The organism is Acidovorax sp. SUPP3334 (assembly GCF_030159055.1).
Taxonomy (GTDB): Bacteria; Pseudomonadota; Gammaproteobacteria; order Burkholderiales; family Burkholderiaceae_C; genus Paracidovorax.
On the sequence record NZ_BQXQ01000035.1, the window covers coordinates 1 to 26,041 of the forward strand.

The 26,041-nt window shown below is 67.8% G+C and carries 23 protein-coding genes and 1 pseudogene; 10 read left to right on the top strand and 14 right to left on the bottom strand.

The window, feature by feature from the left end:
• Positions 1 to 116, top strand: a pseudogene (locus AVHM3334_RS18120) (IS5/IS1182 family transposase); the annotation flags it as partial.
• Positions 117 to 238: 122 nt separating this feature from the next.
• Here AVHM3334_RS18120 and AVHM3334_RS18125 read toward each other — a convergent pair.
• Entirely contained in the window at positions 239 to 1,828 is a 1,590-nt protein-coding gene (locus AVHM3334_RS18125; RefSeq protein WP_284414623.1) for a surface layer protein NpdA, read from the bottom strand.
• Positions 1,829 to 2,030: 202 nt separating this feature from the next.
• Here AVHM3334_RS18125 and AVHM3334_RS18130 point away from each other — a divergent pair, with 202 nt between their 5' ends.
• From AVHM3334_RS18130 to AVHM3334_RS18145, 4 genes are all read left to right on the top strand, one after another.
• Positions 2,031 to 2,579, top strand: coding sequence for a YiaA/YiaB family inner membrane protein (locus AVHM3334_RS18130; RefSeq protein ID WP_284414625.1), 549 nt, complete (start codon positions 2,031 to 2,033; stop codon positions 2,577 to 2,579).
• Positions 2,580 to 2,718: 139 nt separating this feature from the next.
• A complete protein-coding gene (locus tag AVHM3334_RS18135) occupies positions 2,719 to 3,174 on the top strand; it encodes a hypothetical protein (protein ID WP_502869937.1) in 456 nt (151 codons plus the stop codon).
• An 11-nt stretch (positions 3,175 to 3,185) separates the two neighbouring features.
• Complete coding sequence (locus tag AVHM3334_RS18140; protein WP_284414628.1) at positions 3,186 to 3,896, top strand: DUF2145 domain-containing protein; 711 nt, start codon at positions 3,186 to 3,188, stop codon at positions 3,894 to 3,896.
• Positions 3,897 to 4,018: 122 nt separating this feature from the next.
• Positions 4,019 to 5,143, top strand: coding sequence for a zinc ribbon domain-containing protein (locus tag AVHM3334_RS18145; protein WP_284414630.1), 1,125 nt, complete (start codon positions 4,019 to 4,021; stop codon positions 5,141 to 5,143).
• Positions 5,144 to 5,226: 83 nt separating this feature from the next.
• Here AVHM3334_RS18145 and AVHM3334_RS18150 read toward each other — a convergent pair whose 3' ends face one another.
• Entirely contained in the window at positions 5,227 to 5,916 is a 690-nt protein-coding gene (locus AVHM3334_RS18150) for a glutathione S-transferase family protein (RefSeq protein WP_284414632.1), read from the bottom strand.
• 112 nt (positions 5,917 to 6,028) lie between these two features.
• On the bottom strand, positions 6,029 to 7,201 hold the full coding sequence (gene tgt / locus AVHM3334_RS18155; protein ID WP_284414634.1) for a tRNA guanosine(34) transglycosylase Tgt: 1,173 nt from the start codon (positions 7,199 to 7,201) through the stop codon (positions 6,029 to 6,031).
• A 129-nt stretch (positions 7,202 to 7,330) separates the two neighbouring features.
• Between tgt and AVHM3334_RS18160 the strand changes: the two genes are divergently transcribed.
• Entirely contained in the window at positions 7,331 to 7,816 is a 486-nt protein-coding gene (locus AVHM3334_RS18160; RefSeq protein ID WP_284414636.1) for a universal stress protein, read from the top strand.
• An 83-nt stretch (positions 7,817 to 7,899) separates the two neighbouring features.
• Here AVHM3334_RS18160 and AVHM3334_RS18165 read toward each other — a convergent pair whose 3' ends face one another.
• The 4 genes from AVHM3334_RS18165 to AVHM3334_RS18180 all read right to left on the bottom strand — a co-directional run bounded on the left by AVHM3334_RS18165 (position 7,900) and on the right by AVHM3334_RS18180 (position 12,069).
• Complete coding sequence (locus AVHM3334_RS18165; protein ID WP_284414638.1) at positions 7,900 to 8,286, bottom strand: hypothetical protein; 387 nt, start codon at positions 8,284 to 8,286, stop codon at positions 7,900 to 7,902.
• Between the two features lie 236 nt (positions 8,287 to 8,522).
• On the bottom strand, positions 8,523 to 9,701 hold the full coding sequence (locus AVHM3334_RS18170) for a phospholipase A (protein WP_284414640.1): 1,179 nt from the start codon (positions 9,699 to 9,701) through the stop codon (positions 8,523 to 8,525).
• The gene (locus tag AVHM3334_RS18175) at positions 9,692 to 9,994 is read right to left on the bottom strand and encodes a hypothetical protein (protein WP_284414641.1); all 303 of its coding nucleotides are present in this window, start codon (positions 9,992 to 9,994) and stop codon (positions 9,692 to 9,694) included. Before AVHM3334_RS18175 ends, AVHM3334_RS18170 begins: the two co-directional genes overlap by 10 nt.
• Positions 9,991 to 12,069, bottom strand: a complete 2,079-nt coding sequence (locus AVHM3334_RS18180) for an ATP-dependent helicase (RefSeq protein WP_284414643.1) — start codon at positions 12,067 to 12,069, stop codon at positions 9,991 to 9,993. The genes AVHM3334_RS18175 and AVHM3334_RS18180 overlap by 4 nt, the downstream gene beginning before the upstream one ends.
• Before the next feature lie 274 nt (positions 12,070 to 12,343).
• Here AVHM3334_RS18180 and AVHM3334_RS18185 point away from each other — a divergent pair, with 274 nt between their 5' ends.
• Positions 12,344 to 13,345: an AEC family transporter gene (locus tag AVHM3334_RS18185; RefSeq protein WP_284414645.1), complete on the top strand. Its 1,002-nt coding sequence runs from the start codon at positions 12,344 to 12,346 to the stop codon at positions 13,343 to 13,345.
• Between the two features lie 56 nt (positions 13,346 to 13,401).
• Here the strand turns inward: AVHM3334_RS18185 and priA are convergent, their stop codons facing one another.
• The 3 genes from priA to AVHM3334_RS18200 form a co-directional block, all read right to left on the bottom strand.
• Positions 13,402 to 15,507 carry a replication restart helicase PriA gene (priA, locus tag AVHM3334_RS18190; RefSeq protein ID WP_284414696.1) on the bottom strand — a complete coding sequence of 702 codons (2,106 nt, stop codon included), beginning with the start codon at positions 15,505 to 15,507 and terminating at the stop codon, positions 13,402 to 13,404.
• A gap of 664 nt (positions 15,508 to 16,171) precedes the next feature.
• Positions 16,172 to 17,284, bottom strand: coding sequence for a uroporphyrinogen decarboxylase (hemE, locus tag AVHM3334_RS18195; protein WP_284414647.1), 1,113 nt, complete (start codon positions 17,282 to 17,284; stop codon positions 16,172 to 16,174).
• An 85-nt stretch (positions 17,285 to 17,369) separates the two neighbouring features.
• Positions 17,370 to 18,284, bottom strand: a complete 915-nt coding sequence (locus tag AVHM3334_RS18200) for a LysR family transcriptional regulator (protein ID WP_284414649.1) — start codon at positions 18,282 to 18,284, stop codon at positions 17,370 to 17,372.
• 220 nt (positions 18,285 to 18,504) lie between these two features.
• On the opposite strand from AVHM3334_RS18200, the gene AVHM3334_RS18205 reads away from it, so the two are divergent.
• On the top strand, positions 18,505 to 19,488 hold the full coding sequence (locus AVHM3334_RS18205; protein ID WP_284414651.1) for a TerC family protein: 984 nt from the start codon (positions 18,505 to 18,507) through the stop codon (positions 19,486 to 19,488).
• Positions 19,489 to 19,509: 21 nt separating this feature from the next.
• Positions 19,510 to 19,668: a hypothetical protein gene (locus AVHM3334_RS18210; protein WP_284414652.1), complete on the top strand. Its 159-nt coding sequence runs from the start codon at positions 19,510 to 19,512 to the stop codon at positions 19,666 to 19,668.
• 70 nt (positions 19,669 to 19,738) lie between these two features.
• Here AVHM3334_RS18210 and AVHM3334_RS18215 read toward each other — a convergent pair whose 3' ends face one another.
• From AVHM3334_RS18215 to AVHM3334_RS18225, 3 genes are all read right to left on the bottom strand, one after another.
• Positions 19,739 to 20,347, bottom strand: a complete 609-nt coding sequence (locus AVHM3334_RS18215) for a thioredoxin family protein (protein ID WP_284414654.1) — start codon at positions 20,345 to 20,347, stop codon at positions 19,739 to 19,741.
• A gap of 115 nt (positions 20,348 to 20,462) precedes the next feature.
• The gene (locus AVHM3334_RS18220) at positions 20,463 to 22,703 is read right to left on the bottom strand and encodes a protein-disulfide reductase DsbD family protein (RefSeq protein ID WP_284414656.1); all 2,241 of its coding nucleotides are present in this window, start codon (positions 22,701 to 22,703) and stop codon (positions 20,463 to 20,465) included.
• A gap of 47 nt (positions 22,704 to 22,750) precedes the next feature.
• Positions 22,751 to 23,542: an alanyl-tRNA editing protein gene (locus tag AVHM3334_RS18225; RefSeq protein WP_284414658.1), complete on the bottom strand. Its 792-nt coding sequence runs from the start codon at positions 23,540 to 23,542 to the stop codon at positions 22,751 to 22,753.
• Between the two features lie 18 nt (positions 23,543 to 23,560).
• Between AVHM3334_RS18225 and AVHM3334_RS18230 the strand changes: the two genes are divergently transcribed.
• Positions 23,561 to 24,157, top strand: coding sequence for a LysR substrate-binding domain-containing protein (locus AVHM3334_RS18230; RefSeq protein ID WP_284414660.1), 597 nt, complete (start codon positions 23,561 to 23,563; stop codon positions 24,155 to 24,157).
• Positions 24,158 to 24,239: 82 nt separating this feature from the next.
• Here the strand turns inward: AVHM3334_RS18230 and AVHM3334_RS18235 are convergent, their stop codons facing one another.
• Positions 24,240 to 25,997, bottom strand: a complete 1,758-nt coding sequence (locus tag AVHM3334_RS18235; protein WP_284414662.1) for a methyl-accepting chemotaxis protein — start codon at positions 25,995 to 25,997, stop codon at positions 24,240 to 24,242.
• Positions 25,998 to 26,041 lie beyond the last annotated feature (44 nt).

The following is a 26,041-nucleotide window of genomic DNA, read 5'->3' on the forward strand; positions in this document are numbered from 1 at the left end:
GCTTTGCCTGGCTGGAGAAGAACAGGCGGCTGTGGAAGAACTGCGAGCGGCTGCTCAATACCAGCCTGCAGTTCGTACATCTGGCTTTCCTCGCTCTGCTGCTCAGGAGATCGTGAACACGTTCTTAGAGGGAAAGCAACGCCGGGAAACGAATGGCCCGGCGGCTCCTGCTGGATCGTGAACCCGTCATGAGCACACGGATCTTTGCGGCGACCCGGGGCGCCACCGTTGCATGCGCTCAGGGCGCCTTATACATGTGCGGCATGGTCAAGCCGTAATTGCCCGCGACACCAGGTGTGGCATTGGGGTTGGTGAGCTTGAGCAATGCCGCGCCGATGACAGGCCGGCCATCCGCTGCATTGGTGGCGATGCTGGCCCAGCCGGACATGAAAGCGTCCGAACGGGGCTGTGCAGTGATCGATGCCGAGACGCCGGAACGGCTCGATTCCTGGAAGCCCACGGTAGCTGTCGTGCCGCAAGCCACGACAGGGCTCAATGCGAGCTTCGTGAGGGTCTGGCGGTCGAAGTAAGTCAGGTTCCACTGGTTGCAGACGCTCTCAGGAGCGGTCTTGACCTGGGTGTCATCGGTCGAGAAATACTGGCTGCCGAGGTCCGAAGGCGGAACCACCGAATAGACCCTCGCCACTGCGGGCGGCTGGCTGTAGTCGTAAGCCACGCTGTAGCGTTTCGTGGGCATGGACAGCACCCAGTCCGTCCTTGCGGAAATGGAGGGATCGGTGGCGTACTGGTTCATCACTTCGGTCGCGGCCAATTGCGCCGACAGGTCCCCGGCCGTTCTGCGCGCGTTGCGCTCGCCGGCCGGCAGGTAGTAGGGCGTGGACAAGTCGGGCAGGTCGTAATAGCGCGCCTGGATGACGGCCGCATTGGTGGGCTCGCTGGTCTCGCCGTCGATATTCTTCACGCGGGTGGCGAAGCCGGCCGAAACCAGCAGCGGGTCGGCGGTATAGCGCTCAGGGGAGGAGACGGTCTGCCCTGTCGGCGGAAACAGCACATAGTTGCCTCGTGCGCTGCGGCCTGCGTTGTTGACGGCGCGAATGGCCGTGGCGGCGCCGGAGAACGTGGTGGAATTCGGCACGTCGATGATGTACCAGGTGCCTGCCACACCGCCCGTGGGGGTTGCCAGGCCGCGGCTGGCGGCCTCGGCCTCGGTACCGGCGTCTTCGAGGAGTGCCGCATTCAGCGCGGCGTCCGTGCACGGAGCCGAGCCGTTCACGGGGCGGATGGCCGTGAAGAGGGCGGAGCGCTCCTGCTGGCCCGTTCCATATACGGCGGTGCCTGGGATATCGGCCGCCACGATGGCCTCGATGGCGCCTTCGCGGGTGTGGTTGGCCGTCACGTCGGCGGTCCAAAGGGGATTGAGCCGATCGGTCACGAAAGTCTGCGCCACGCCGGGCGTGAGCCGCGGGGAGGTGCAAGTCGCGTCGGCCGTGGACAGTTGCGCGATGCCGTTGGCGCCCGCCGTCACCGCGCCGGTCCAGACATCGCCGGGAGCCAGCAGCACGGTCATGTGCAACAGGCCGTCGCCATTGTTGGCACCGCGAAAGCGCAGCTTCACGGCTTTGCCGTTGTTGATGTCGGTATTGACCAGATGCAGCACCGTCATCTGTCCGTTCTGCGCGGTGAAGTAAGGCACTACGAGGCTGTGCCCCGGGCCGCTTTCGGCGATGGCGTAGGTCGTGGCGTCGGTGGCTCCCATGACGCTGCTCGAAGGGCCGGCCCCCGTGCCAGGAATGACGCTGGCCGTGGCGCTGGTGGCCAGGCCGAGACACAACAAGCCGCACGCGGCCGCGATTTGCTGGATAGGCATGCGGAGTCCTCCGGGGAAAGAGCCAATGATGGCCGCAGGTTACCGCAATCCCCGGGGCTCTGGACACCGCCGATGGCGGGAAACCCCCGGATAAGTATCGCCATTCGATACCGGGCCGCCGAAGACCGGGCACCAGCGCATCCGGTGGCGTGATATGCCTGGCCGCCTGCGCATGATCCGCCCCATGTTCAACCACGGGCCCATGCCCTTTCTTCCCATGCCACACCCCTGCGCTCCTTCGCCGTTGATTCAGCGCGATACGCCCGCCTGGCGGCTTCAGGTCTGGGTCTCGTTCGGCATTGCCGTGTGCTGCTGCACGGTGGGATTGGCCTGGCTGCCAGGGGAGCGCATGGAGCAGGCCTTCATGGTGATGGGCTATGTCTTCTGCCTTTCGGCGGTGTTCATGCTCGCGAAGTTCGTGCGCGACAACGATGCGCGCCGCGGGGCCGACACACCGATGTTCAAGCTGGTGGTCTGGGGCGGATTCGCAGTGGCGGTGGGCCTCACGGGCTGGGGGCTGTGGAGCATGGAGATCAACCCGACCTATCAGGCGTTTCTGGGCGTGAGCTGGCTGTATCTGATCACCACGGCATTCACGTTGGCCAAGATGCTGCGCGACCGCCACGAAGCCGACCTGGCCGAAGCCCGCTGGCAGGGCCGCCGCGAAGCCACGGCAGCCATGGGCAGCGCGCCTTCCGTGTCCTCTGCCGCTGCGGCGTCGGACAAGGCTGCCAAGCCTGTTGCTGAGTAAGCGGCGCCCTGTTGGGTGTAACACCGGCCTCCCGGCCTGGGCCTTTCCTGCTCAGCGTCTTTCGTGATCCGTGGCGCTCTCCGGGGCCGATCGGCCGGCGCGCCTTTCTTGGAGAAAACCCATGCGTCATTCCCTGTTGATGAATCCGTGCCGTGGCTGGCACTCCCTGGTCGCCAGCGTCGGCCTTGCCTTGGTCTTCGCGGCAGCCCCGGCGCGCGCGCAAAGCGAGGTGTCCGCCGGCCTGTCGCTGCTGCCCGTGGCATCGGTCGTGGGCACCGCCTCGGTGGCGTCCACCGCTGTCGGCGCCGTGGTGGCGGTGCCTGCTGCGCTCTCGGTCGGGGGCGCTGTCCTGACGGTGAAAGCGGTACAGGCGTCCGCCAACGGCACGGTGTACCTGCTGGAGCGGGTCTCCGATGGCGCGCAGGTGAGCGTCGAGGTGGCCGGCCGTGCCGCGTCGGGAACGGTCCACGCCGTGGGGGCATCGGTGGCCTGCAGCGTGATCGGCGCCGGGGTCGTGCTGTCGGTGGCCGCAGAGGTGGCGGCTTTCGTTCCCAATGCGCTGGGCCGCGCGTTGCTGCACAACGAACGGCTGTGAAAGGGCCCGCCATGCCTGTCATTCCCACCGCCGCGCCAGAGGGCGCCGGCTGGCGCGGACAGGCCTTGGCTGCGCTGGTCGTCCTGGCCCTGGCGGGCTCGGGTGCAGCGCAGGCCGGCCGGTCGTGCGAGCCGCGCAAGCCGACCCCGCAACTCATCGAACGCGGCCTGCAACTGGCCGAGCGCACGGCCGCCGCGCTGGATGCCGAGCACGCCCGCCACGGCACCCAGGTGGTCGTGCTGGCCCGGGCGGGGCAAGACCTTTCGCGCCATGGGCTGCGCTACTCCCACCTGGGCTGGGCGTATCGCACGCCGCAGGGGCCCTGGCGCGTGGTGCACAAGCTGAACGAGTGCGGCACCGCCGTCGGGGCGGTGTACCGCCAGGGACTGGGCATGGTGAGCTACCCCTGGAGCACGAAGTACCAGCAGTCGAACCAATGGGCCATCGAGACGCTGGCAGCGGCCATGGAGCCCGCCACGGTGCGCACGCGCGATCAGGCGCAGGCGTGGCTGCGCTGGAAGGGGTACGAGCCCACGGTGCTCAAGATCGGCGCGCTCACGCGGCTGGGCGGACGGGTCACGGCTGCGAACGTGGCGTTCGACGACCATCCGGACAGCGAGCGCTTCGCCAACCGCATCGCCACGGTGACGGTGGACTCCACCCTGGCCTGGCTGCAGCGCGCGCAGCTGGCTTCGCCACCCGTGGTACTGCCGCCGCCTTGAATGCGCTTCCCCCTGGCGCTGGCGCAGGTGCCTTGGGTTTATAGTCAAAACAGCCGATACCGCCGTATCCATTGCGGTGGTTGCTATTAAATTCATAGTAATTCAATGTTGAGGAGTCGACCATGAGCAAATCCCTTCGCCTGTCGGAAAAATGGTTTCGACGCGGCCTGTGGGTGGTGTCGCTGGTGTTCGCCAGTTTTCTGATCGGGCTGGGCGGCACGGTCGTGGACGACCTGCCCAAGGTCGAAGCCACGCTGCAGCTCGACGATTTCCTGGACCGCCCTGCCGCGCATGCGTTGCGCACCGAGGTGCGCAACGCGCAGCAGGCCGAGGAGAGCGCCCAGACGGCGCTCGACCAGGCCCGCCTGCAGCGCGCCAAATCGCGCAGCGAAACCGCCGCCGAGCGCGAGACCTTCAACAACTGGCTGGCCACGCGCAGCGCCACCCAGCAGTCCGAGCACAACCCCGAGGTGGTGCAGCGCACGAAAGCGCTGGACGCGCTCAAGCTGCGCGAGCGCCAGACCCAGCAGGCGGTGGAGGCCCAGGAGCAGGCCGCGCTCGATGCGCGCCAGGCGGCCGAGGCCGCGCAGCAGCGACTGTCCGCGCTGGAGCAGGGTGGCTACGAGCGCATGGCCGTGCAGCAGCGCAACGTGCAGCTGCGCGTGTTCCTGTACCGGCTGGCGCTGACCCTGCCGTTGTTGGCGGTGGCCGGCTGGCTTTTCGTCAAGAAGCGCAAGAGCACCTATTGGCCTTTCGTCTGGGGCTTCATCTTCTTTGCGCTGTTCGCGTTCTTCGTCGAACTGGTGCCGTACCTGCCCAGCTACGGCGGCTACGTCCGTTACGTGGTGGGCATCGTCGTCACGGGTCTGGTGGGGCGCTACGCCATCGTGGCGCTCAACCGGTACCTGGAGCGCCAAAAGCGCGCCGAAGCCCTGCCCGACCAGGAGCGCCGCAAGGAGTTGAGCTACGACGTGGCGCTGGCACGGCTGGCCAAGAGCGTATGCCCCGGCTGCGAGCGGCCGGTGGATCTGAAAGACCCCACCATCGACTTCTGCCCGCACTGCGGCATCGGGCTGTTCGACCACTGCGGCACGTGCAATACCCGCAAGAGCGCCTTTGCCCGGTTCTGCCACGCTTGCGGTGCGGGGGCCAGCCGAGCGGGCCTGCAGGGCGAACCGGCCCCCGCCAGTGCGGCCCCACCGATTGCGGCACGGCCTTCGGAGGGTGGCGTGGCGCCGGCCGGTTGACGGAACGGGGCTACGCCCGCATCCCTTTTACAGACCCGTGGTTGCCATGGCCGCCAACGCGGCCTGGCGGTCGAATGAGGGCGTCAGCTTCCCATCACGACGGGACCGCCTTTCGCCAGGGCGCGCTGGTAGGCCGGGCGCTCGCGCATGCGGGCCTGGTAGGCCTGCAGGTGCGTGTAGCGGTTGGCATCGACGGCGCGGCTCAGGGCGGCTTCCACGGCGAAGCTCATCTGGAAATCGGCCATGGTGAGGTCGGGCCCCGAAAACCAGCGGTTTTTAGACAGATGGTCTTCGATGAAGGCCAGGGCCGTCGCCAGGTTCGGGTCCACGAGCTTTTGTTCCGCCTTGCCGCACACGGCCCGTGCGATGGGCCGCACGAAGAACGGCATGGGCTGCTTGGGCAGCGTTTGAAAGACCAGCTTCATCAGCAGCCAGTTCATCAGCGAGCCTTCGGCGTAGTGCATCCAGAAGCGGCACTGGCGGTGTTCGGGCGTTCTGCGGGCGGGCTCCAGTTGCGCCGGGTCGCCAGACGCCTGCCCTCCGTAGGTCTCCACCAGGTATTCGATGATCGCGCCCGATTCGGCGATGACCGCATCCCCTTCGGTGACGACCGGCGACTTGCCGAGCGGATGCACCTTGCGAAGCGCCTCGGGCGCGAGCCGCGTGCGCGGATCGCGCTGGTAGCGCTTGAGTTCATAAGGCACGCCCAGTTCTTCGAGCAGCCAGAGGATGCGCTGCGAGCGCGAGGTTTCGAGGTGGTGGACGGTCAGCATGGCGCCATCGTAGCGGGACGCTGCGTGGTGCGGCATCGGCAGCGTCCCGCAGCGGACATGGCGCCGGCCCTTGCGAGGCAGCGCTGGCAGCGCGCCGCCAGGGACGACGGAGTCAAACCCCGCGGGCGCGATCGGCAGCGAACTGCTGGCGGAATTCGCCGAACCGGCCCGCATCGAGCGACTCGCGCACCTCGCGCATCAGGTTCAGGTAGTAGTGCAGGTTGTGGACGGTGGTGAGCATCGGGCCCAGCATTTCGCCGCAGCGGTCCAGGTGGTGCAGGTATGCGCGGCTGAAGCCGCCGCGGCCACCCTGGTCCCATGCCACGCCCCCGGTGCCCGCGCAGGCATGGCAGGTGCAGGTGGTGTCCAGCGGCTGGTGGTCGGCCTTGTGGCGCGCGTTGCGCAGCTTCAAGTCGCCGTAGCGGGTGAAGATGGTGCCGTTGCGCGCGTTGCGCGTGGGCATGACGCAGTCGAACATGTCCACGCCCTGCGCGACGCCCTCCACCAGGTCCTCCGGCGTGCCCACGCCCATCAGGTAGCGCGGCTTGTGGGCCGGAAGGCGGTGCGGGGTGTGCGCCATGATGCGCAGCATCTCGTCCTTGGGTTCGCCCACCGAGACGCCGCCCACGGCATAGCCCGGGAAATCCATGGCCACGAGCCGCTCCAGCGATTCCGCACGCAGGTTCTCGTACATGCCGCCCTGCACGATGCCGAACAGTGCGTTCGGGTTGTTCAGGCGATGGAACTCGTCTTTGCTGCGCTGGGCCCAGCGCAGGCTCATCTCCATCGAGGTGCGCGCCTCGCGTTCGGTGGTGAGGTGCCCCTTGGTTTCATAGGGGGTGCACTCGTCCAGCTGCATCACGATGTCGCTGTTGAGCGTGGTCTGGATCTGCATGCTCACTTCGGGCGACATGAAAAGCTTGTCGCCGTTCACGGGCGAGGCGAAATGCACGCCCTCTTCGGTGATCTTGCGCATGGCGCCCAGGCTCCACACCTGAAAGCCGCCGGAATCGGTCAGGATGGGCTTGTTCCACTGCTCGAACTTGTGCAGGCCACCGAAGCTCTGCATCACGTCCAGGCCGGGGCGCATCCACAGGTGAAAGGTGTTGCCCAGGATGATCTGCGCGCCCATGTCGTGCAGGCTCTGCGGCATCACGCCCTTGACGGTGCCGTAGGTGCCCACGGGCATGAAGATGGGGGTCTGCACCACGCCGTGGTTCAGGGTGAGGGTGCCTCGGCGCGCGTGGCTCGTGGGGTCGGTGGTCAGAAGGTCGAACTGCAGCATGGCGCGCATTGTCCCAGACGCACACCGGGCCGTCCCGCTGCGGGGCGCCGCTACACTGGACCGCACTGTCCGCCCGCGAGCCGGGTGCCTTGCGGGCGGACCTCTCAGACCTCAGGAAAGGACACGGACATGCTCAAGATCCTCATCGCCGTCGATGGATCGGACCTCTCGCTGGATGCGGTGCATCACACCCTGGCGCTGCTGCGGCAGGGCCTGCGCGCCAGCGTCGTGCTGGCACACGTGCAAGAACCCGCCACGCTTTATGAAATGGTGGTGTCGCGCGACCCGGACCTCATCGCCGCCGCCAGCCTGGAAGCCGGCCTGCACCTGATGGCGTCTGCCCGTGCGCTTTTCGAAGCCGCTGGCGTGCCCCATGAAACCGAAGTGGGTGTGGGTGACGTGGCCAACACGCTGGTGGAGATCGCCGAGCGCCATGGCTGCGGCATGCTGGTCATCGGCGCGCGCGGCCATGGCGCCATCAGCAGCGCATTGCTGGGGTCGGTGTCGCAGGCGCTTGTGCATGCCAGCCAGGTGCCGGTGACCATCGTCAAGCACGCGGAGGTTCTGGAAGCGGTGGATATGAATGCAGAGGGCGGCGAGGAAGCCCTGGGCTGAAAGGCTTGCAAGCCCGCCAGCAAGGGCCGGGCGGGCGCGAAGCGCGGCGGCCGCTGGCCGATGCAGCGGCAGCGCCCTGTGCGTCAGGCGGCTTTGCGAAAGGGCTCGCTGGAGCGCTGCAGCTTGCCGTGTGGCAGGCTGGCCAGGCGCTTGAACATGCGCCGGCAGTAGCCGTTGATCCACAGGCATTTGTTGAGTTCGTCCACCGGCAGCGGGCCGGAGACGACGACGATGTCGTTGGCCACATCGACCGCCCCCGCCGCGCGAAGGCGCCGGCGCGTGTTGCTGGCCCAGGACTGGATGCGGGACGGCGTCCCGTGCTGATGCACTTCGCCGGTATGGGCGTCGAATGCGATGGCCACGGTGTCCGTCTTCAGCTTGAAGCGACGCTCGCCCGTGACGGCACTCGGTGCCTCGCGCATGTCGTACAGGTAGTAACTTCCAGCCTTGAGCTGATATTGCATGTCCATGTTTCGTCCTCCGAGGGGCATTGTCCTGGGGGCTTGGACCGGCAATGGTGGAGAAAGCGGCGTGAAAACGCCTCTTATTCCAGAGTGGGTGCGCGGGGCCTCGCGGACTGCGATGTGCGTGCATTGTGTCGGCGCGGGTGCGCCGATTCAAGGCAATCGCCGGAGCAAACGGTAACGGGATGTGATGCACCGGGCCCCACTGCGCTTGTGCAAGTCCCGGCTGCAGGGGCGCTGCGTCAGAAATCGACCAGGCTCAGGCCGACGCTGAACACCGTGCGCTTGCGGTTGTAGTCGATCATGCTGTCGCCGTAGCCGCTGAACAGGGCGGTGTGCAGGCGCAGGTTGCTCTTGCTGCCGCCCAGGCCCTTGCCCAGGTTCTGCAGCCATTCGATGCGTGCCGAGCCGCGCGGCGTGGAGGCCAGCGAATGGCGAACGGTCACGCCCACGGTGTTGTCGCGGTCGTAGTTCCAGTTCACCTGCAGCTCGCCCCGGCCGATGTAGTCGCTGATGCCCGGGTTGTCGTCGCTGTCGGCGCCTTCGCTCAGGCGCTTCCAAAGGCGTGCATTCACGCTCCAGCGGTTGTCCAGTTCCATGCCGGTCATCAGGTACACGCGGTTCCAGCTGCGCGAAAGGGGCAGGCTCTGGCCGTTGGACTGGTGCACCAGCCCGATGCCGCTGTAGCGCCAGCGCCAGCCGAAGGGCAGCTTGGCGTCGGTGGGGTACACGTACATCACTTCCGGCTCGTGGTCGGTGGCGCGGAAGGGGCGCGAAATGTCGGGGCTGAACAGCTGCCAGTACGACTGCTGTGTGTAGCCCACCCACACCGAGTCCTTGAGCGTGGGGTGGCCCTGCGTCAGCAGCCCCTGCGCGACCTTCGTGCGCACCGACAGCTGAATGCGGTTTTCGGTGGTCCGGTAGTCCACCGCCGATGTGGCGTTGTGATCCGCGACGGGCGAGGTGGGCTGGCGGTTCACGTTGCTGCCCTTGACCACCGAGACGCTGATGGGCCGGTAGCCGCGGAAGCGGAACGTGCCGCAATCGCTGCCCGACTCCAGCTCCCAGAAGCGCGACAGCGTGCTGTACTGCTCGTCGCGGCAGCCTTCCACCTGGGCGACGTCGATGAGGCGGGTGGCTGGCAGCGTCGTGTCCACGGGGGTGGGCGGTGCGGAGCTGGCCGTGGTGTTGCCGCCTTGCGCGCTGGCCGACGCTGCCGGGGCTTTCCAGGCCTGCTGGCCCGCCCACTGGTCGAAGCAGGCCAGGCGCGCGGTGCTGTCGCCCGCGATGGCCGTGCAGCGGCGCCAGGCTTCGCCCGCGGCCTCGGCGGAGGCCGCAGGAGGCGTCTGCGCCAGTGCGGCACCTGCCGGTGCGCACAGCGCAAGCGCCAGCGTGCCCAGATGCCGCGGCATCATTGCCATCCGGACTGCTTGCGCAGCCCGAACGGGACGGTGGTGTGGTGTTGTACGTTGTTCCATGTTCCTCGTATCTCCTTGCCGCAACTGCCTTGTGCCCGCTGGCCGATCCAGGGGGCGTTGATGTTTTTGCCGTCGTCCGGTGCGGGGCTGAATGGGGCGCCCTGCTGCTGCACGGTGCCACGCACGCTCTGTGCCAGCCCGGGGTGCTGGCGCAACGCGGTCATCGCCGCCGTGGCGCCATCCGCTTTGGCGATCGCCGGCCAGACTGCGGCGTGGGCACGGGGCCGGCGGGTCATGGCGTGGCGGCGCCTGCCGCGGTGTTCTGCGCCTTGCGGGCCGCGAACTCGGCGCGAAGCGCCTTGAGTTTTTCGCGCGGGTCCTCGCGGGCGGTGTTCTTGTCCAGCGCCATTTCGGCGATGAAGCGGCTGGGTTGCGCGTTGACCATCTCGCGGCCCTTCTTGCGCTTTTTCGTCCAGCTCACCGCCAGGGTGCGCTGGGCACGGGTGATGCCCACGTACATCAGGCGCCGCTCTTCCTGCAGGCGCTGCAGCGTGTCGTCGCTCACCTTGAGCTGCCGGCCCTCGTCATCGTCGAGCTTGAAAGGGAGCATGCCTTCGGTCACGCCGACCAGCACCACATGCGGCCATTCCAGGCCCTTGGAGGCGTGCAGCGTGGACAGCGTGACCATGTCCTGGTCTTTCTCGCGCTCGCCGATGGTGGACAGCAGCGCAATGGTCTGCGAGACCTCCAGCAGGCTCTTGGTTTCCTTCACGACGACGCTGCCCGAGGTGTCGTCGATCTGGCCGCCAGCGCGCTGCGCCATCCAGTCGCAGAACTCCAGCACGTTGCTCCAGCGCGCCGCGGCGACCTTCTCGCTGTCTTCGCCGTCGTACAGGTGCTTTTCGTAGTCGATTTCCTTGAGCCAGTCGGCCAGGAAGGCGCGTGAAGCCTCGGCGCCGTGCGTGTGGCGGGCGCGGTATTCGAGATCGTTGATGTAGCGGCCGAATTCCATCAGCCCGTCCAGCGCGCGCTTGGGAACGGCCGCAGGCAGCATGCCGTTGAACAGCGCGCCGAACATGCTCAGCTTGTGCTTGTTGGCGAATTCGCCCAGCGTGCCCAGCGTGGTGTGGCCGATGCCCCGCTTGGGGCTGGTGATGGAGCGCAGGAACGCCGGATCGTCGTTGTTGTTGATCCACAGGCGGAACCAGGCGCACAGGTCCTTGATTTCCGCGCGGTCGAAAAAGCTCGTGCCCCCCGACACCTTGTACGGAATATTGGCCTTGCGCAGGGCCTTCTCGAAAGGCTTCGCCTGGTGGTTGGCGCGGTAGAGGATGGCGAAGCTCTTCCACGCCGGCGGCGGGTTGGCCGCGGCGCGCAGGCTCTGGATGCGGGCCACGGCGCGCTCGGCTTCGTGCTCTTCGCTGTCGGCATCCACCACCCGCACCGGCTCGCCTTCGCCCAGTTCCGAGAACAGGGTCTTGGGAAACAGCTTGGGGTTGGGCTGGATCACGTTGTTGGCCGCCCGGAGGATGGCGCTGGTGGAGCGGTAGTTCTGCTCCAGCTTGATCACCTTGAGCTGCGGAAAGTCCACCGGCAGCTTCTTGAGGTTGTCCAGCGTGGCGCCGCGCCAGCCGTAGATGGACTGGTCGTCGTCGCCCACGGCGGTGAAGCGCGCGCGCTTGCCCACCAGCAGTTTCAGCAATTCGTACTGCGTGGCGTTGGTGTCCTGGTATTCGTCCACCAGCACGTGGCCCAGCACTTTCTGCCATTTGCTGCGCACTTCGGGGTGGTCGCGCAGCAGGCGCAGCGGCATGCCGATCAGGTCGTCGAAATCGACGCTCTGGTAGGCAGTGAGGCGCTCTTCGTAGCGTGCCATCAGCACGGCGATGCTGCGCTCGTTGTCATCGGCGGCCTGCGCCAGCGATTCCTGGGCGTTGAGCCCCATGTTCTTCCACTTGCTGATGGTCCACTGCCACTGGCGCGCGGTGGCCATGTCGGTCGTGCCGCCGGCCGCGTCCTTGAGGATGCCGGTCACGTCGTCCGCATCGAGGATGCTGAACTGGGGTTTGAGCCCCAGCACCTTGCCGTCTTCTCGCACCATGCGCACGCCCAGCGCGTGGAAGGTGCACACCAGCACGTCCTTGGCGGCACGGCCGATCAAGCCCTGGGCCCGCTCGCGCATTTCGGCGGCGGCCTTGTTGGTGAAGGTGATGGCGGCGATGCGGCGCGGCTCCAGCCCCATTTCGATCAGCCGCCCGATCTTGTGGGTGATCACCCGCGTCTTGCCCGAACCCGCACCCGCCAGCACGAGGCATGGCCCCTCGGTGTAGTGGACAGCCTGGAGCTGGGCGAGATTGAGACCGGCGGACATGCGGAAAGGAAAAAGGGGGGCGTGGGCAGGCGCCGGCGAGGCACGAAAATGCACCGCTTCGCAGGAGGAAACGGCACTGGAGCGCGCAATGATACTGGCAGCGGCTGCAGGCAGGCAGGCCGTTTTTCGACGTGGTTTTTTGGTCTTTGGGTGCCGAATTTTGGAATTCGCCAACACAAAAAACATTTTTCACATTTTTAGCAAATTTCTGATTGATGTATCAAGATGCATCCCCATACTGCCCCATCTGTTTGATTTGATTGGGACCACCGCCATGCGCGATGCGTCAGCGGGTGTGGCTGCAGAGATGCTCATCCCTCTTTTCTATGAACGGTTCAGCAAGCTGTTCAGCGTGGTGGCCCGCAAATCGCTGCTCGAATGGCGCGAAGTCGCCACTGCCGATGCCCAGGCGCTGCTGGTGGACGACGCCAGCAAGGTCCAGCCCGGCTGCCAGGCCCCTTGCCTGGTCTGCGTCGGCGGCTCCTTTCCTGAAAAAGCGCCCCAGGCGCAATGGATGGCCCGCCTGCAGTCCGGCCATACCGTGGCGGACCTGATCGACGTGCTCGACCGGGCGGCCGTCTTCCTCGTGGACTGGCGTGCCCGCCAGAAGATGAGCGGCGCTGCGGCCGAGGCTGTGGCCATCACCGCGCGGATCGATTTCTGCGCCCCCCACCAGCGGCTCACCGCCTCGCTGTGCATCGCGCTGTCCCGGCTGGACGGCGTGGGCACGCACGGTGTGGCGGTGGCCGTGCGCCGGGCCTTGCGCGGCATGGCGACCAATCCCATGCCCTGGTCCATCGCGCTGGGGGCCGTGGCGTCGGCATTGCAGTGGCGGCTGCCCGGCCCGCTCGACCAGACGGTGGCCATGCTGGCCGGCGCGGCATCCCCGGTGGCGCTGTTCACCATCGGCGCCGTGCTGGCGCGCTCGCAGATGAACCAGCACGACCGCGTGCCCGCGCGCGACTACGTGCCGGTCGCGCTGGCCAAGCTGTTCGTGCAACCGCTGCTCGTCTGGGGGGCGGGGCATGGCGCGATCGCGGCGGGGGTGCCGCTCACGCCGTTCGCGCACACGGTGCTGGTGCTGGTGCTGGTGCTGGTGCTGGTGCTGGTGCTGGTGCTGGTGCTGGTGCTGGTGGCGGCGCTGCCCAGTGCCGGCAACGTGTCGCTGCTGGCCGAGCGCTTCGGCGCCCACAACGGGCGCATCGCGCGGATCATCCTGGTTTCCACCGCGCTGGCGTTCCTGAGTTTTTCGGCCGCCACCGCAATATTCACCTAGGCATTGCGCTATAAATTTAATAGCAATTGCGTGTGGGGCGGGCTGCGGCGCATGGTTCAGATCGCCAGCGGGTCCACGTCCACCAGCCACCGGATCAGCCCTTTGTGTTCCGGCGCTGCGCGCGTGGCATGCAGCAGGGGTTGCCATGCCGCCAGAAACCGCTGCAGCGCCGTGCGGCTGTTGCTTTCGAGCAGCATCTGGGCGCGCTCCACGTTCGCCACCCGCTGGATCGCCAGCGGCACCGGCGGGAACAGCGTGACGTGCTCCAGCCCGGGCAGCGCCTGGGCCTGCGCGGCGGCGCTGGCGGCCGACAGAAAAGCCTGGGCCACCTCCTGCGTGCGGGCATCGGCGCGCACCAGCGCCTGGTAGGCGAACGGCGGCATGGCCGCCTCGGCGCGCTCGGCCAGCTGGCTGTCGGCGAACGCGGGGTAGTCGTGCCGCCGCAGGGCTTCGTACACCGCGTGGTCGGGGTGGTAGGTCTGTACCCACATTTCGCACTGGCTGCCCTGCTCGGCGATGTACCGGGCATCGCGCCCGGCCCGCCCGGCGGCCTGCAGCAGCAGCGCGAAGAGGCGTTCGGGCGCGCGGAAGTCGCTGGAGAACAGGGCGCCGTCGGGCTGCACGGCCGCCACCAGCGTGATGCGCCGAAAGTCGTGCCCCTTGGCCACCATCTGCGTGCCGACCAGCACGTCGACCTCGCCGGCATGCACCTGGGCCAGCTGGGTTTCGAGAGAACCCTTGGCCTTGGTGGTGTCCGCGTCGATGCGGGCGACGCGCGCCGCGCGGCGCTCGGGAGTGATCACATTGCGCAGCAGCGCGGCCAGTTGCTCCTCCAGCTGCTCGGTGCCTCGGCCGATGGGGGCGATGTCGGGATTGCCGCAGCCCGGGCACGCGCGCGGCACCCGCTGCGCATGGCCGCAGTGGTGGCAGCGCAGGGTGCGGTCGATCTTGTGGAAGACCTGGTGCGCGCTGCAGTGCGGGCAGTCGCTTTTCCAGCCGCAGTCGCTGCAGTGCAGCACCGGCGCGAACCCGCGCCGGTTCAGCAGCACCAGGCACTGCTCGCCGCGCTCGACGCGCTGCGTGATGGCCGCCAGCAGCGGCGTCGAGAACACGGCCCCGCGCGGCTGCTGGCCCATGTCCACCAGCCGCACTCGGGGCAGCTCGCCCGCGCCGATGCGGCTGGGCATGTGCAGCCGCCGGTAGCGGCCTGCGGGACCGTCGGCGTTCGCGGGGCGGCTGGCATGCCAGCTTTCGAGCGATGGCGTCGCCGAGCCGAGCACCACCTTGGCGCCCTGGTCGCGTCCGCGCCAGATGGCCAGGTCGCGGGCCGAGTAGCGGGCACCTTCCTGTTGCTTGTAGCTGGCATCGTGCTCTTCATCCACCACGATGAGCGCCAGGCCCGGCATGCTGGCGAACACCGACATGCGCGTGCCCAGCACGATGCGTGCGGTGCCCGCATGCGCCGCCAGCCAGCTCTTGAGCCGCTGCGGATTCGTCATGCCGCTGTGCAGCGACACCACGCTGCCCGCGCCGTAGCGGGGCGCGAAGCGGGCGGTGAAGCGCTCCTCCAACTGGGGTGTGAGGTTGATCTCGGGCACCATCACCAGCGCCTGCGCGCCGGGGTCGGCCTCCAGCGCCTCCTGCACGCACCGCAGATACACCTCGGTCTTGCCGCTGCCCGTGCTGCCGTACAGCAGGAAGGGGCCGGCTTCGGCGGCGATGGCGGCGCGGGCGCTTTCCTGCTCGGCGCTCAGGGCGACATCGGGCAAGGCTTCGCCGCCGTCCAGTGCCTTGGCCGGCCGGCGCAGGCGGCGGGCCAGTTGCTCGGGGCCCAGGTCGCGCAGTTGCGGCGGCAATGCAGCGAGCGCCACTTCGCCCAAGCCCCGCTGGTAGTAACGGGCCGTGAACGCCACCAGCCGTCGCCATGGCGCCCCCAGCGGCGCCACGCCCTGCAGCACGGCAGCGACCTGTCGCGTGGCCAGCCCGGCCGGCAACGGAGGGGCATCCCCGGCAGGAGCGTCCCAGACCACCCCCAGCACCTCGCGGGTTCCCAGCGGCACGCGCACCAGCGTGCCGGGCGCCAGCGGCCGATCGCTGGCGTAGCTCAGCAGATCCCCCACGTTGCTGTGGGAGGGCGTCTGCACGGCGACCTGAACGATCACCGAGTCGCGGTCAGGGGGGGCGGGGGTTACGGACACTTGTTCAGGTGAGATGGCGATGCACGCGCTAAGTGCTTGATTCGTCGGGGCTTATGGCGCCGTTGCTGTTTTCTGTGGATAACTTTGTTGACATCCCGTGCGGGCACCTCTTCGGGTACTTTCCGCTCCAGCCCGGCAAGAGATTGTGATTGCTCCAAGGACCAGTGAAAAATCGTTATGAATCAATGATCTATCAAAATCCCCTCGAAAATCCCGTCTGGCCCTTCAAGCCACCGCCCATGCTGCACCGCATCACGGCTCTTGTGCATAAGTGGGCATGTCGAACGCTTGTCAAGGGCACTTCTTGTGCTAGGCGATGGCGCGAAGGTGGGGCGATTTCTTCAATGGGTGCTCCAAGTGCTTGATTTGGCGAGGATTTTGGAGAATTTCAGAGTTTCTGTGGATAACTTTGTTGATATCCCCGCCTCATCGGCCCGCAAGCCTTGTCCACACGTGGGTTCGTTACATTGCCCGGAAAATCGGCATATTCGGCAAGTCTTTATGAATCAACGGCTTACGGGTGATGCCTGATATTTTTATCTGAGGTGGAAAAGATTTCTGGTGGTACAGCCCATGCGCCAACGTGGTGCGCGTTGTGTGTATAACTCCAGCGCTGCACCACTCCCTGTCAAGCCTGGCGCAGGCGCCGGGAATGCGAGTGCACGGTTTCCACGAGCGCCGCCACGTGTTCCGGTGGCGTGAACTGACTGATGCCGTGGCCCAGGTTGAAGATGTGCGTGGGGCCGGTCGTGGTGCGGTCGGTGTGGGGCGCGCCGAAGCTGTCGAGCAGGGCGCGGGCCTGCACCGCGATCTGTTCGGGCGGGGCGAACAGCACGTTGGGATCGATGTTGCCCTGCAGCGCCTTGCCGGGGCCGCCCACTGCACCGCCCACAAGGGCGCGCGCGCGGGCCAGGTTGGCCGTCCAGTCCAGGCCCAGCACTTCGCAGTCCAGCGGGTTCATGGCGTCCAGCCAGAGTGCGCCGCCCTTGGTGAACACGATGCGAGGCACATCGGTGCCGTCCGCGCCGGTGCGCTTGAGTTGCGACAGCACGCGTGCGGTGTATTCCAGGCTGAAGGTCTGGAAGGCGCCATCGGCCAGCACGCCGCCCCAGCTGTCGAACACCATGACCGCCTGGGCTCCGGCGTCGATCTGGGCATTGAGGTAGGCCGCCACGGCATCGGCGTTGATGGTCAGGATGCGGTGCATCAGGTCGGGGCGGCTGTACATCAGCGTCTTGACCAGGCGGTAGTCGTCGCTGCCCTTGCCCTCCACCATGTAGCAGGCCAGGGTCCAGGGGCTGCCGGAAAAACCGATGAGCGGCACGCGGCCATTGAGCGCCTTTCGGATGCTGGTCACCGCGTCGAACACGTAGCGCAGCTTGTCCATGTCCGGCACGGCGAGCGCGTCCACCGCGGCCTCGTCGCGCACCACCTTGTCGAAGCGCGGGCCTTCGCCCTCGGCGAAGGACAGCCCCAGGCCCATGGCGTCCGGCACGGTCAGGATGTCGCTGAACAGAATGGCCGCGTCGAGCGGGAACCGTTCCAGAGGCTGCAGCGTGACCTCGGTGGCGTAATCCACATTGGTGGCCAGCCCCATGAAGCTGCCGGCCCGCGCCCGCGTGGCCTTGTACTCCGGCAGGTAGCGGCCGGCCTGGCGCATCAGCCACAAGGGGGTGTAGTCGGTGGCCTGGCGCCGGCAGGCACGCAGGAAGGTGTCGTTCTGAAGGGGTGCGAAGCTCATGCCCCGATTGTCGCGTAGCCGCGGACGAGGGTTTTTGCGCCAGATCCATGCCCCGATGAACGAGCCGCTGGCCGGGTCGCCGCCGTCACTCCGCCGGGGTGTCTCCCCGCAGGCCGGCCGCTCCCGCCTCCGCCAGCCGGGTGACGAGCGGGTGGATCACCTTGCGCGCGCTGTAGATCAGGTGAAAGTGTTCATGCACGTCCGGCGTGGCGCCCACGGGTTCCAGCCCGTAGGTGCGCTGCAGGTGCTCGCCCAGCAGCAGGGGCGCCGGCATCACGCCCATGCCCGCGGCGGCGAAGGTGCTGAGCAGGGCGCTGTCCTCGAACTCCCCGGCCAGCCGCGGGCGAATGCGTTCACGCTCCAGCCAGTGGTCGATGCGGGCACGCAGCGCCGCGTGCGCGGTGGGCAGCAGCACGGGAACCACGGCCAGGCTGTGCGGAAAGTTCTGTGACGCGGGGCGCGCCCAGAGCGGCGGGGCGTACCAGCCGATGGCGCTGGTGCCCAGCAGCTGGCTCGTGGTGCGCAGGGCCGGATTGGGCGGCGCGGAGCGGTCGGCCAGCACCGCGTCGAGCTTGTGCAGGGCGAGTTCGGCCAGCAGGGGCTGGAATTCGCCATCGTGGCACAGCAGGCGCAGATGGGGTTCGTCCAGCACGGGGGTCAGCAGCCGATGCACGGCCAGTTTGGCGATGCCGTCGGAGATGCCCAGGTTCAGCCGTACCACCTGGCCGCTGGTCGCCTCCCGCACGCGCTGGGGCAGTTGCTCGCCCAGCGCGAAGATGTGGTCGGCCTCGTGCAGCACCGCCACGCCCGCGTCGGTGAGCACGAGGTTGCGCCCCTCGGTGCGCAGCAGGGTCACGCCCAGGTCTTTTTCCAGGGAGCGGACCTGGGCGCTGATGGTCTGCACCGCCATGTCCAGCCGCTCCGCCGCGCGGGCCACGCCGCCCTCCTTGGCGACCACCCAGAAATAGTACAGGTGGCGATAGTTGAAGCTTTGGCTCATGGCGAGGGCGGGTTGGGAAAATGGAATGGTTCGGAAAAACCGAAGTGATGGTATCGGGAAGGCATCTTCTTTTCTCGCCAGGGCGGGCCCACAGTCCGGTTCGTTCCTCTCATTACTTTTCCAACAAGCCATGAACCAGCTACCCATTGTCCTTTCGCCGCCCCCGGCGCTCCTGCAACCGCCGCTCCCGCGCAGCACAACTTTCTTCGGAGGCTGAGCCATGGAAACCATTGGAACCTGGTGGATGTGGGTGGGCTTCGCCGTCTTCGTGGTCGTCGCGATCGGCGTGGACCTGTTGGTCATGGAGCGCCAGGGTGCTCACAAGGTGACCACCAAAGAGGCCGTGGGCTGGAGCGTGCTCTGGTTCTCGCTGGCTTTCGTGTTCGTCGGCATTCTGTGGTGGTACCTGAACGGCTCCCAGGGCCGGGAGGTCGCCAACACGGTGTCGATGCAGTTCATCACCGGCTATCTGGTCGAGAAAAGCCTGTCGGTGGACAACATCTTCGTGTTCCTGATGCTGTTCAGCTACTTCGCGGTGCCAGCCGAATACCAAAAGCGCGCGCTGATCGTCGGCATCATCGGCGCGATCGTGCTGCGCACGGTGCTGATCCTGGCGGGCGCCTGGCTGCTGTCCACGTTCCACTGGCTGCTTTATGTGTTCGGTGCATTCCTCGTCATCACCGGCGTGAAGATGTGGCTGGCGGCCGGCAAGGAGCCCGACATCGCCACCAACCCGGTGCTGAAGTTCCTGCGGGGCCGCATGCGCATCGCGGACAAGTTCGACGGCGAGAAGCTCACGACGATGATCGGCGGCGTCAAGCACTACACGCCCCTCTTCGTGGTGCTGGTGCTGATCGGCACGACCGACATCATCTTCGCGGTGGACAGCATTCCGGCGATCTTCGCCATCACGAGCGATCCGTTCATCGTGCTCACCGCCAACATCTTCGCCATTCTGGGACTGCGGGCGCTGTACTTCCTGCTGGCCGATCTGGCGAGCCGCTTCCACCTGCTGGCGTACGGTCTGGCCCTGGTGCTGGTGTTCATCGGCGCGAAGATGCTGCTCATCGACGTGTACAAGATCCCGATCGGCTATGCGCTGCTGGCGACCGCAGGCCTCATCGCCGGCTCCGTGATCGCTTCGCTGTGGACTTCGCGCGGCAAGCCCCGCGAAACCCCCGCCTTGCCCCACGACCCCCGCTGACCCTTCAAGGAGAGCCCCGCCATGTCCATGGTCGAATCGATTTTGCTGTGCCTGCTGGTCACCCTGGTGATCACCACGTTCGTCAGCTGGCGCTCGGGCAACGAGCGCCGCGACGTGAAACTGCTGGCAGGGCTCGCCGCCCTGTGCGGCGTGGGGGCTGCGACCGCACTGGCGGTGTGACGCGGTCATTCCCGCGATCAGAGGCGGCCTTCGGGCCGCCTTTTCTTTGCCCTGCAGGGTTCGGGCGCGATCAGGCGGGCGATTTGTATTTGATCGAGCAGCCGTAGGGCTGCGTGGTCGCGGTGGTGATCGGCTTGCCTGCCAAGGCGTCGGCCAGGCCGGCCTTCACGTAGTTGGTGGCCTTTGCGATGTCGGCCGGGCGTGCCGAGGGAATGCTGTCGATGCCGCCGGCATACACCAGCGTTCCCTTCGGGTCCACGATGTACAGGTGCGGCGTGGTGCGCGCGCCATAGGCGTGGCCAGTGGTGCCTTCTTCGTCCAGCAGCACGGCGGTGGGCACGGCCTTGCGTTCGGTGAACCACGCAGCCAATTGGGCCGGCGCCAGGTAATCGGCGCTGGCCTTCTCCGTGGAGTTGACCGCCAGCCAGACCACCCCCTGGTCCACCGCGCCTTTTTGCGTGGCTGGCATGTTGCCGCTGTCGTAGTGCTTGCGCACGAAGGGGCAGCCGGGGTTGGTCCATTCCAGCACCACGTGCTTGCCTTTGAAATCCGACAGCCGCACGGTCTTGCCGGTGGCGTCTTTGAGGCTGAAGTCCGGTGCGGGCTGGCCCACGGTGGCGGCGGCCTGGGCAGCGCCCGCGGCAAGGAACAGGCAGGCGAAGAGGGTTCGTCGAAGCATGGCGTTTCTCCTGTCGAGGCAGTGGGCGGGCAGGGCGATGGCCGGCACAGTGTCGCGCAGCCTTGTGCGCCGATGCGGCCAAAACCCCGGCGCAGGCAGGGCGATGCCGCCGGTTTCAGAGCCCGGCGATGGCCGCGCGCACTTCCTGCACGCCCAGGATTTCCGACAGCACCACCGGCGCGCGGCCCGGCGCCTGCAGCACATAGACCGGAACGCCGCTGCGCCCCAGTTGCGCCAGCGCTGCCGTGATGGCCGGATCGCGGCGCGTCCAGTCGGCGCGCAGCAGGGCCACGTTCTTGGCGGCGAAGTCTTTCAGCACGTCCTCGTGGGCCAGGGTGGTCTTCTTGTTGTACTGGCAGGTCACGCACCAGGCGGCGGTGTAGTCCACGAACACCGGCTGGCCCTGGGCCACCAATTGCTCGGGCAGGCCGGCCTGCCACGGGCGCCAGCCGCCCGCCGTGGCCGCCGCCGACGCGGTGGTGGCAGGGCCGGGCGCGATTTCAATGACTTTCGGGCCCCACGCCGCCGTCATATATGCCAATGCTGCTATCGAAAAAGGAGCGATCGCCCAGCGCGTGCGCCCTGCCAGCGTGAGCGCCCAGATGGCCATGCTGAGCATGACCAGGAGCGCCAGCAGCGCCGCTGCGCCGTCGATTCCGCTTTGCTGGCCCAGCACCCACACCAGCCACACCACGGTGGCGAACATGGGAAAGGCCATGAACCGGCGCAGCGTGTCCATCCACGCGCCGGGCCGGGGCAGGGCGCGGGCCACGGCCGGCACCCAGCTGGCGGCCAGGTACGGCAGCGCCAGCCCCAGGCCCAGCGCGGCGAAGACGGCCAGCGCCTGCGCGGCCGGCAGGGTGGCGGTGAGTCCAAGCGATGCGCCCATGAACGGCGCGGTGCAGGGCGATGCCACCGCCACGGCCAGCACGCCGGTCAAGAAGGCATCCAACGCCGGATGCCGCGCCTGCAGGGTGGCCACCGAGCTGGGCAGAAAGCGCCCGAACTCGAACACGCCCGCCAGATTCAGCCCGACCACCGTGAACAGCGCGGCGAGCAGCGCCACCACACCGGGCGACTGCAGCTGAAAGCCCCAGCCCACGGCCTCGCCCGCCGCGCGCAGCGCCAGCATCAGCGCCCCCAGCGCCATGAAAGACAGCACCACGCCCGCCGTGTAGGCCAGCCCGCCGATGCGGTGGGCGCGGCGGTTCTGCGCATGCTGGGCGAAACCGACCACCTTGATCGCCAGCACCGGGAACACGCATGGCATGAGATTGAGGATGAGGCCCCCCAGCAACGCGCCGGCCAGCGCGGCCATCAGCGTTGCCAGCGGTGCCGCCGTGACCTGTGGCGCGGCCGGTGGTGCGCCGCCGCCCTGGGCCGCATTCGCGCGCAAGGCGGCTTCGAGTGCGGGCGAGACGCCGGCCATCGGCGCCGCCTGGGGCCAGCCGCCCTCCACGGGCAGTTCGGCGCGCCAGCCCCGCCCGGCATGCGCCAGCACCACGGGCATGGGCACCGGGCCGGCGCTGCGCTGCGCCGACAGCGGCACGCGCGCCGTCCACACATCGCCCTGCCAGGCCTGCGTCCAGTCGGCGGCGGTTTCGATCACGCCCGCGGTTTCGGGAAAGAACTCGAGCGCCTGGCCACGCAGCGCGGGCGGCAGGCCCGCCACGGTGAGCGCGATGGCGTTGCCATCCACGCGCGCGCTGCTGGCCGCGCCGCCGCCGGCAGGGGCTGGCACAGGTTGGGGGTGGGCCTGCTGCGCGGCTTCGAACGCCCCGGCATTCAGCGCCGTGGTGCTGCGAATCGGCAGCTGCAGGATGAACTCGCCCTCTTCAGGAATGCATTCCTTGCGGCACACCAGCCACGAGGCGCGCAAGTGGAAGGTGGCGGTGCGGGCGAGCGGCCCGGGGGTGAATGCGCTGGAGACGGTCATGGGCACCGGCAGCAGCACCGTGCCCTCGTAGCCGTAGTTGGCCAGGTTGCCGATGGGGATCTTGCGTGGCACGGGCCACGCGATGGCTCCGGCCTCGATGCCGGCGGGCACCTGCCATTCCATTTCGGTCGGCAGGCCTGAATCGCCCGAATTCATCCAGTACGTGTGCCATTCGGGCTGGTGCGTGATCGACAGCCCCAGCCAGAGCGGCTTGCCCGGTGCCACGCCGTCGGGGGCGTGCGCCACCAGTTCGGCCTGGACGTGGGGCGTGGTGACGGTGCTGCTGCTGCCGCTGGCGCCTGCGGCCGTGGTGGCAGAGGACGTCTTGGGGTTGAATTGGGCTCCAGCGCTGATGTGGAAAGCGCTGGAAGCTATCAAAAAAAGAGCGGGCAGCAAGCGCTGGAGCAGGCGGTGTGACATGTCGCAGGTGGGAGCCCCAGCCTCGTGGTTTGGTTCCTGGGCCGGGCTCAGGCCGCGAAGCCGAGCACCACGCGGCGCGACATGGCGCCTTTTTTCTCGATCTTGGTCAAGACCACGGCGCCGATCTCGCCCGTGTTCGCCACATGCGTTCCGCCGCAAGGCTGCAGATCGATCTGCAGCGTGCCGGCGTCACCGGCCGCATCCACGGCGCCGCCCACGCGCACGGTCCGCACCTGGCCCGTGCCGCGCGGGGGCTGCACGCTCATGCTCTTGACCAGGGCGGGGTTGGCGTCCAGCTGCGCGTCGTTCACCGTGCCCAGGGTCACGGCGTGGCCTTCGGCCACCAGGCGTGCGATGCCGGCGGTGAGCGCGTCCTTGTCCAGCGCGCCATCCATGTGAAAGTCCAGCCGTGCGTAGTCGGGCGTGATCGAGCAGCCGTTCACCGGCTGCGCCACCAGGTGGCACAGCAGATGGGTGGTGGTGTGAAAGCGCATCAGCCGGTGGCGGCGCTCCCAGTCGATCCGCGCGGTGACGGGCTCGCCCACGGCAATCGGCGCCGCTTCGCCAGGGGCCGGCACATGCACGATGGCGGCCGTGGGCTGGCCTTCGGCGTTCTTGCCCTTGCGTGTGTCGGCAATGGCCACCGTGCTGCCGTCCGCCCGCCCCAGCACGCCGCTGTCGCCGGCCTGGCCGCCCCCCAGGGGGTAGAACACCGAACGGTCCAGCACGATGCCGCCGTCCGGCTGCCCCGCCACGACGGTGGCCTGGCATTCGCGCAGGTACGCGTCTTCGCGGAACAGGTCTTGTGTGGACGGGGCGGAAAGGGCATCGGGCGTCATGCCGCCGATGGTAACGGCGTGCCCGGGAAGGAGCGGAGCCGCCCGGTTTCTTCCGACGCGGGCGCTGGGGCTCTGCAACTGCGGGGTGCCGACGGCGCCCTTCAGACCGGCTGGCTCGCAGGCCGCACAGGCACAGTCACGGGATCGGGCACGGGAGCGGCCTGCGCCGGCGTGCACACGGGCGCGGGCGGCAGCCCGCCCACCTCGGCCGGCGTGGCGACCGATCACGACTGCCTCACCCTGCACATCGCCGGCCGGCGCGAGGTGCGCTGGCATTTCGAGCGCGCGGCCGACGGCGAGGCGGTATCGGTGGCCGTGGAGGGCGAGCGCAGCGTGGACGACGGCTCCATCGCGCACGAATGGGCGCTGGCGGGCGGCGGCATCGTCTACAAATCGGCCATCGACGTGCGGGCCGACCTGCGCACGGGCGCCCTGGTCGCGCTACTGCCCGATTGGCTGGGCCAGCGCTACGCCCTGCATGCGGTGTTGCCCAGCAACCGCTTCGTGCCAGCGCGGGTGCGGGCGCTGGTCCACCACCTGGCGCAATGCTGCGCAGCCCTGGCGGCCGAAGAGTCGGCGCAGCACGGCGGCGCGGCATGCGTCGCCCTGCCTTGATGCCGCAAGCGACGCGTCGCGTCCAAAAATAAAAAGCCCCACGGATGGGGCTTTGCACAGGTCGTTCGAGCGCCGCCGCGGTTCAGAACTTCTCCCACCCGTCGTCGGCCGTGGTCGCCGTCGCGGGCTGTTTCTTCAGCCGGGCAGCGGGCAACGACGCCTGGGGTTTGCGCGCGGGAGCCGCCACGGTCCGGGGGGCGGTGGTCGAGGCGCGCGGCAGGGCCGGCGCCGGTGCTGTCCGGCTCTTCGCCTGCACCTGGCGGATGACGGCCCCGGAGGCCGATTCGTCCAGGCGGAACACACTGACGATTTCCACCAGGCGCGAGGCTTGGTGGTTCAGGCTGTCCGCCGCCGCGGCCGACTCTTCCACCAGCGCGGCGTTCTGCTGCGTCACCTGATCGAGCTGGTTCACCGCGTCGCTCACTTGCGAAATGCCCTGCTCCTGTTCGTGCGTGGCGGCGCCGATCTCTCCGATCAGGTCGGCCACGCGGCGGGCCTGCTCGACGATCTCGTTCATGGTGGCCCCGGCTTCGCCGACCAGTGCCGACCCTTGCTCCACCGTCTGCACGCTCTGGCTGATCAGCGCCTTGATTTCCTTGGCGGCCTCGGCGGACCGGCCCGCCAGGCTGCGCACTTCGCTGGCCACCACGGCAAAGCCCCGGCCCTGCTCGCCGGCCCGCGCCGCTTCCACCGCAGCGTTGAGCGCCAGGATGTTGGTCTGGAAGGCAATGGAGTCGATCACGCCAATGATGTCGCTGATCTTGCGCGAACTGGCCGTGATGTCTTCCATGGTGCGCACCACGTTGCTCACCACCTCACCGCCCTTGGACGCGGTGACGCTGGCCGAGGTCGCCAGTTGCGATGCGGTGCGCACCGTGTCGGCGTTTTGCTTGACCGTGGAATTCATCTCTTCCATCGACGCGGCCGTCTGCTGCAGGTTGGACGCCTGCTCTTCGGTGCGCTGGCTCAGGTCGGCATTGCCCGTGGCGATCTGGCCCGCCCCGGTGGCGATCGATTCGCTGCTCTCGCGCACCTGGCCCACGATGCCGCTCAGGCTGGTGCGCATGGCGTTCATCGCGGCCAGCACGCTGTGGGTGTCTCCATCGCGCAGTTGCACGCCGACCGCCAGGTTGCCGCCGGCCACCTGCTGTGCGATCTCGGAGGCATAGGCCGGCTCGCCGCCCACCTGGGCCTTGATCTGGCGGGTGATGGCCCAGGCGACCAGGCCGCCCGCTGCGGCTGCGATGGCGGCCAGCGCCAGCATCAGGTTGCCGGCCGACGCGGCGCTTTGTTCGGATAACTCCGCGGTGCTTGCCGTAGCGGCCTTCTGGTAGGCGATCACATCATCCAGCGCCTTGAAATAAGCCGCCTGCGTGGGCCGCACCGGCCCGAGGAGCTGCGCGCGCGCCTGCTCGTTCTGGTTCGCCATGCCCAGATCCACCGCCTTGTTCAAGGCATCCCTGTAGGCGGGGCGCGCCTCGCCGATCTTCGCAAAAAGGGCGCCGGCTTCAGGGGTGGACATGCGTGGGCCCAACTGTCCGAGCAGTTCCACATTGCGGGCCTGCGTCTGTTCGATGCGACGCTTTTCGTCTGCCATTTGCGCTATGTCTTCCAGCAGGGCGATATTGCGTGCCGCGCGGGCGGCGGTATTGATCCCGTCCTTCATTTCCTGCAACAGCAAGAGGGTGGCGACGCGGTCGTGCGACAGCAATTTGATATTGCCCCCCACCTGGTCGAGCTGAATGCGGCCAAAGGCAGCGACCAGGAAGCCGATGGCAATGACCAGGGCGAAACCCGAGCCCAGCAACGTGCCCAGTTTCATGCGTTGAAAAACGTTCATAGCGGCGACCTTTGTGCGGTATTCAAGAGACCCAGTGGGCCGGT

Excerpts from the sequence above, each read along its gene's own strand:
- AVHM3334_RS18150 (WP_284414632.1), bottom strand. The coding sequence starts at position 5,916 with ATGCTGACCGTCCACCACCTCGAAACCTCGCGCTCGCAGCGCATCCTC.
- AVHM3334_RS18205 (WP_284414651.1), top strand. The coding sequence starts at position 18,505 with ATGGAAACCATTGGAACCTGGTGGATGTGGGTGGGCTTCGCCGTCTTC.
- AVHM3334_RS18180 (WP_284414643.1), bottom strand. The coding sequence starts at position 12,069 with ATGTCCGCCGGTCTCAATCTCGCCCAGCTCCAGGCTGTCCACTACACC.
- AVHM3334_RS18175 (WP_284414641.1), bottom strand. The coding sequence starts at position 9,994 with ATGACCCGCCGGCCCCGTGCCCACGCCGCAGTCTGGCCGGCGATCGCC.
- AVHM3334_RS18135 (WP_502869937.1), top strand. The coding sequence starts at position 2,719 with ATGAATCCGTGCCGTGGCTGGCACTCCCTGGTCGCCAGCGTCGGCCTT.
- hemE (WP_284414647.1), bottom strand. The coding sequence starts at position 17,284 with ATGAGCTTCGCACCCCTTCAGAACGACACCTTCCTGCGTGCCTGCCGG.
- tgt (WP_284414634.1), bottom strand. The coding sequence starts at position 7,201 with ATGCTGCAGTTCGACCTTCTGACCACCGACCCCACGAGCCACGCGCGC.
- AVHM3334_RS18140 (WP_284414628.1), top strand. The coding sequence starts at position 3,186 with ATGCCTGTCATTCCCACCGCCGCGCCAGAGGGCGCCGGCTGGCGCGGA.
- AVHM3334_RS18185 (WP_284414645.1), top strand. The coding sequence starts at position 12,344 with ATGCGCGATGCGTCAGCGGGTGTGGCTGCAGAGATGCTCATCCCTCTT.
- AVHM3334_RS18210 (WP_284414652.1), top strand. The coding sequence starts at position 19,510 with ATGTCCATGGTCGAATCGATTTTGCTGTGCCTGCTGGTCACCCTGGTG.
- AVHM3334_RS18235 (WP_284414662.1), bottom strand. The coding sequence starts at position 25,997 with ATGAACGTTTTTCAACGCATGAAACTGGGCACGTTGCTGGGCTCGGGT.
- AVHM3334_RS18200 (WP_284414649.1), bottom strand. The coding sequence starts at position 18,284 with ATGAGCCAAAGCTTCAACTATCGCCACCTGTACTATTTCTGGGTGGTC.
- AVHM3334_RS18160 (WP_284414636.1), top strand. The coding sequence starts at position 7,331 with ATGCTCAAGATCCTCATCGCCGTCGATGGATCGGACCTCTCGCTGGAT.
- AVHM3334_RS18165 (WP_284414638.1), bottom strand. The coding sequence starts at position 8,286 with ATGGACATGCAATATCAGCTCAAGGCTGGAAGTTACTACCTGTACGAC.
- AVHM3334_RS18220 (WP_284414656.1), bottom strand. The coding sequence starts at position 22,703 with ATGTCACACCGCCTGCTCCAGCGCTTGCTGCCCGCTCTTTTTTTGATA.
- AVHM3334_RS18125 (WP_284414623.1), bottom strand. The coding sequence starts at position 1,828 with ATGCCTATCCAGCAAATCGCGGCCGCGTGCGGCTTGTTGTGTCTCGGC.
- AVHM3334_RS18170 (WP_284414640.1), bottom strand. The coding sequence starts at position 9,701 with ATGGCAATGATGCCGCGGCATCTGGGCACGCTGGCGCTTGCGCTGTGC.
- AVHM3334_RS18130 (WP_284414625.1), top strand. The coding sequence starts at position 2,031 with ATGCCCTTTCTTCCCATGCCACACCCCTGCGCTCCTTCGCCGTTGATT.
- AVHM3334_RS18225 (WP_284414658.1), bottom strand. The coding sequence starts at position 23,542 with ATGACGCCCGATGCCCTTTCCGCCCCGTCCACACAAGACCTGTTCCGC.
- AVHM3334_RS18145 (WP_284414630.1), top strand. The coding sequence starts at position 4,019 with ATGAGCAAATCCCTTCGCCTGTCGGAAAAATGGTTTCGACGCGGCCTG.
- AVHM3334_RS18215 (WP_284414654.1), bottom strand. The coding sequence starts at position 20,347 with ATGCTTCGACGAACCCTCTTCGCCTGCCTGTTCCTTGCCGCGGGCGCT.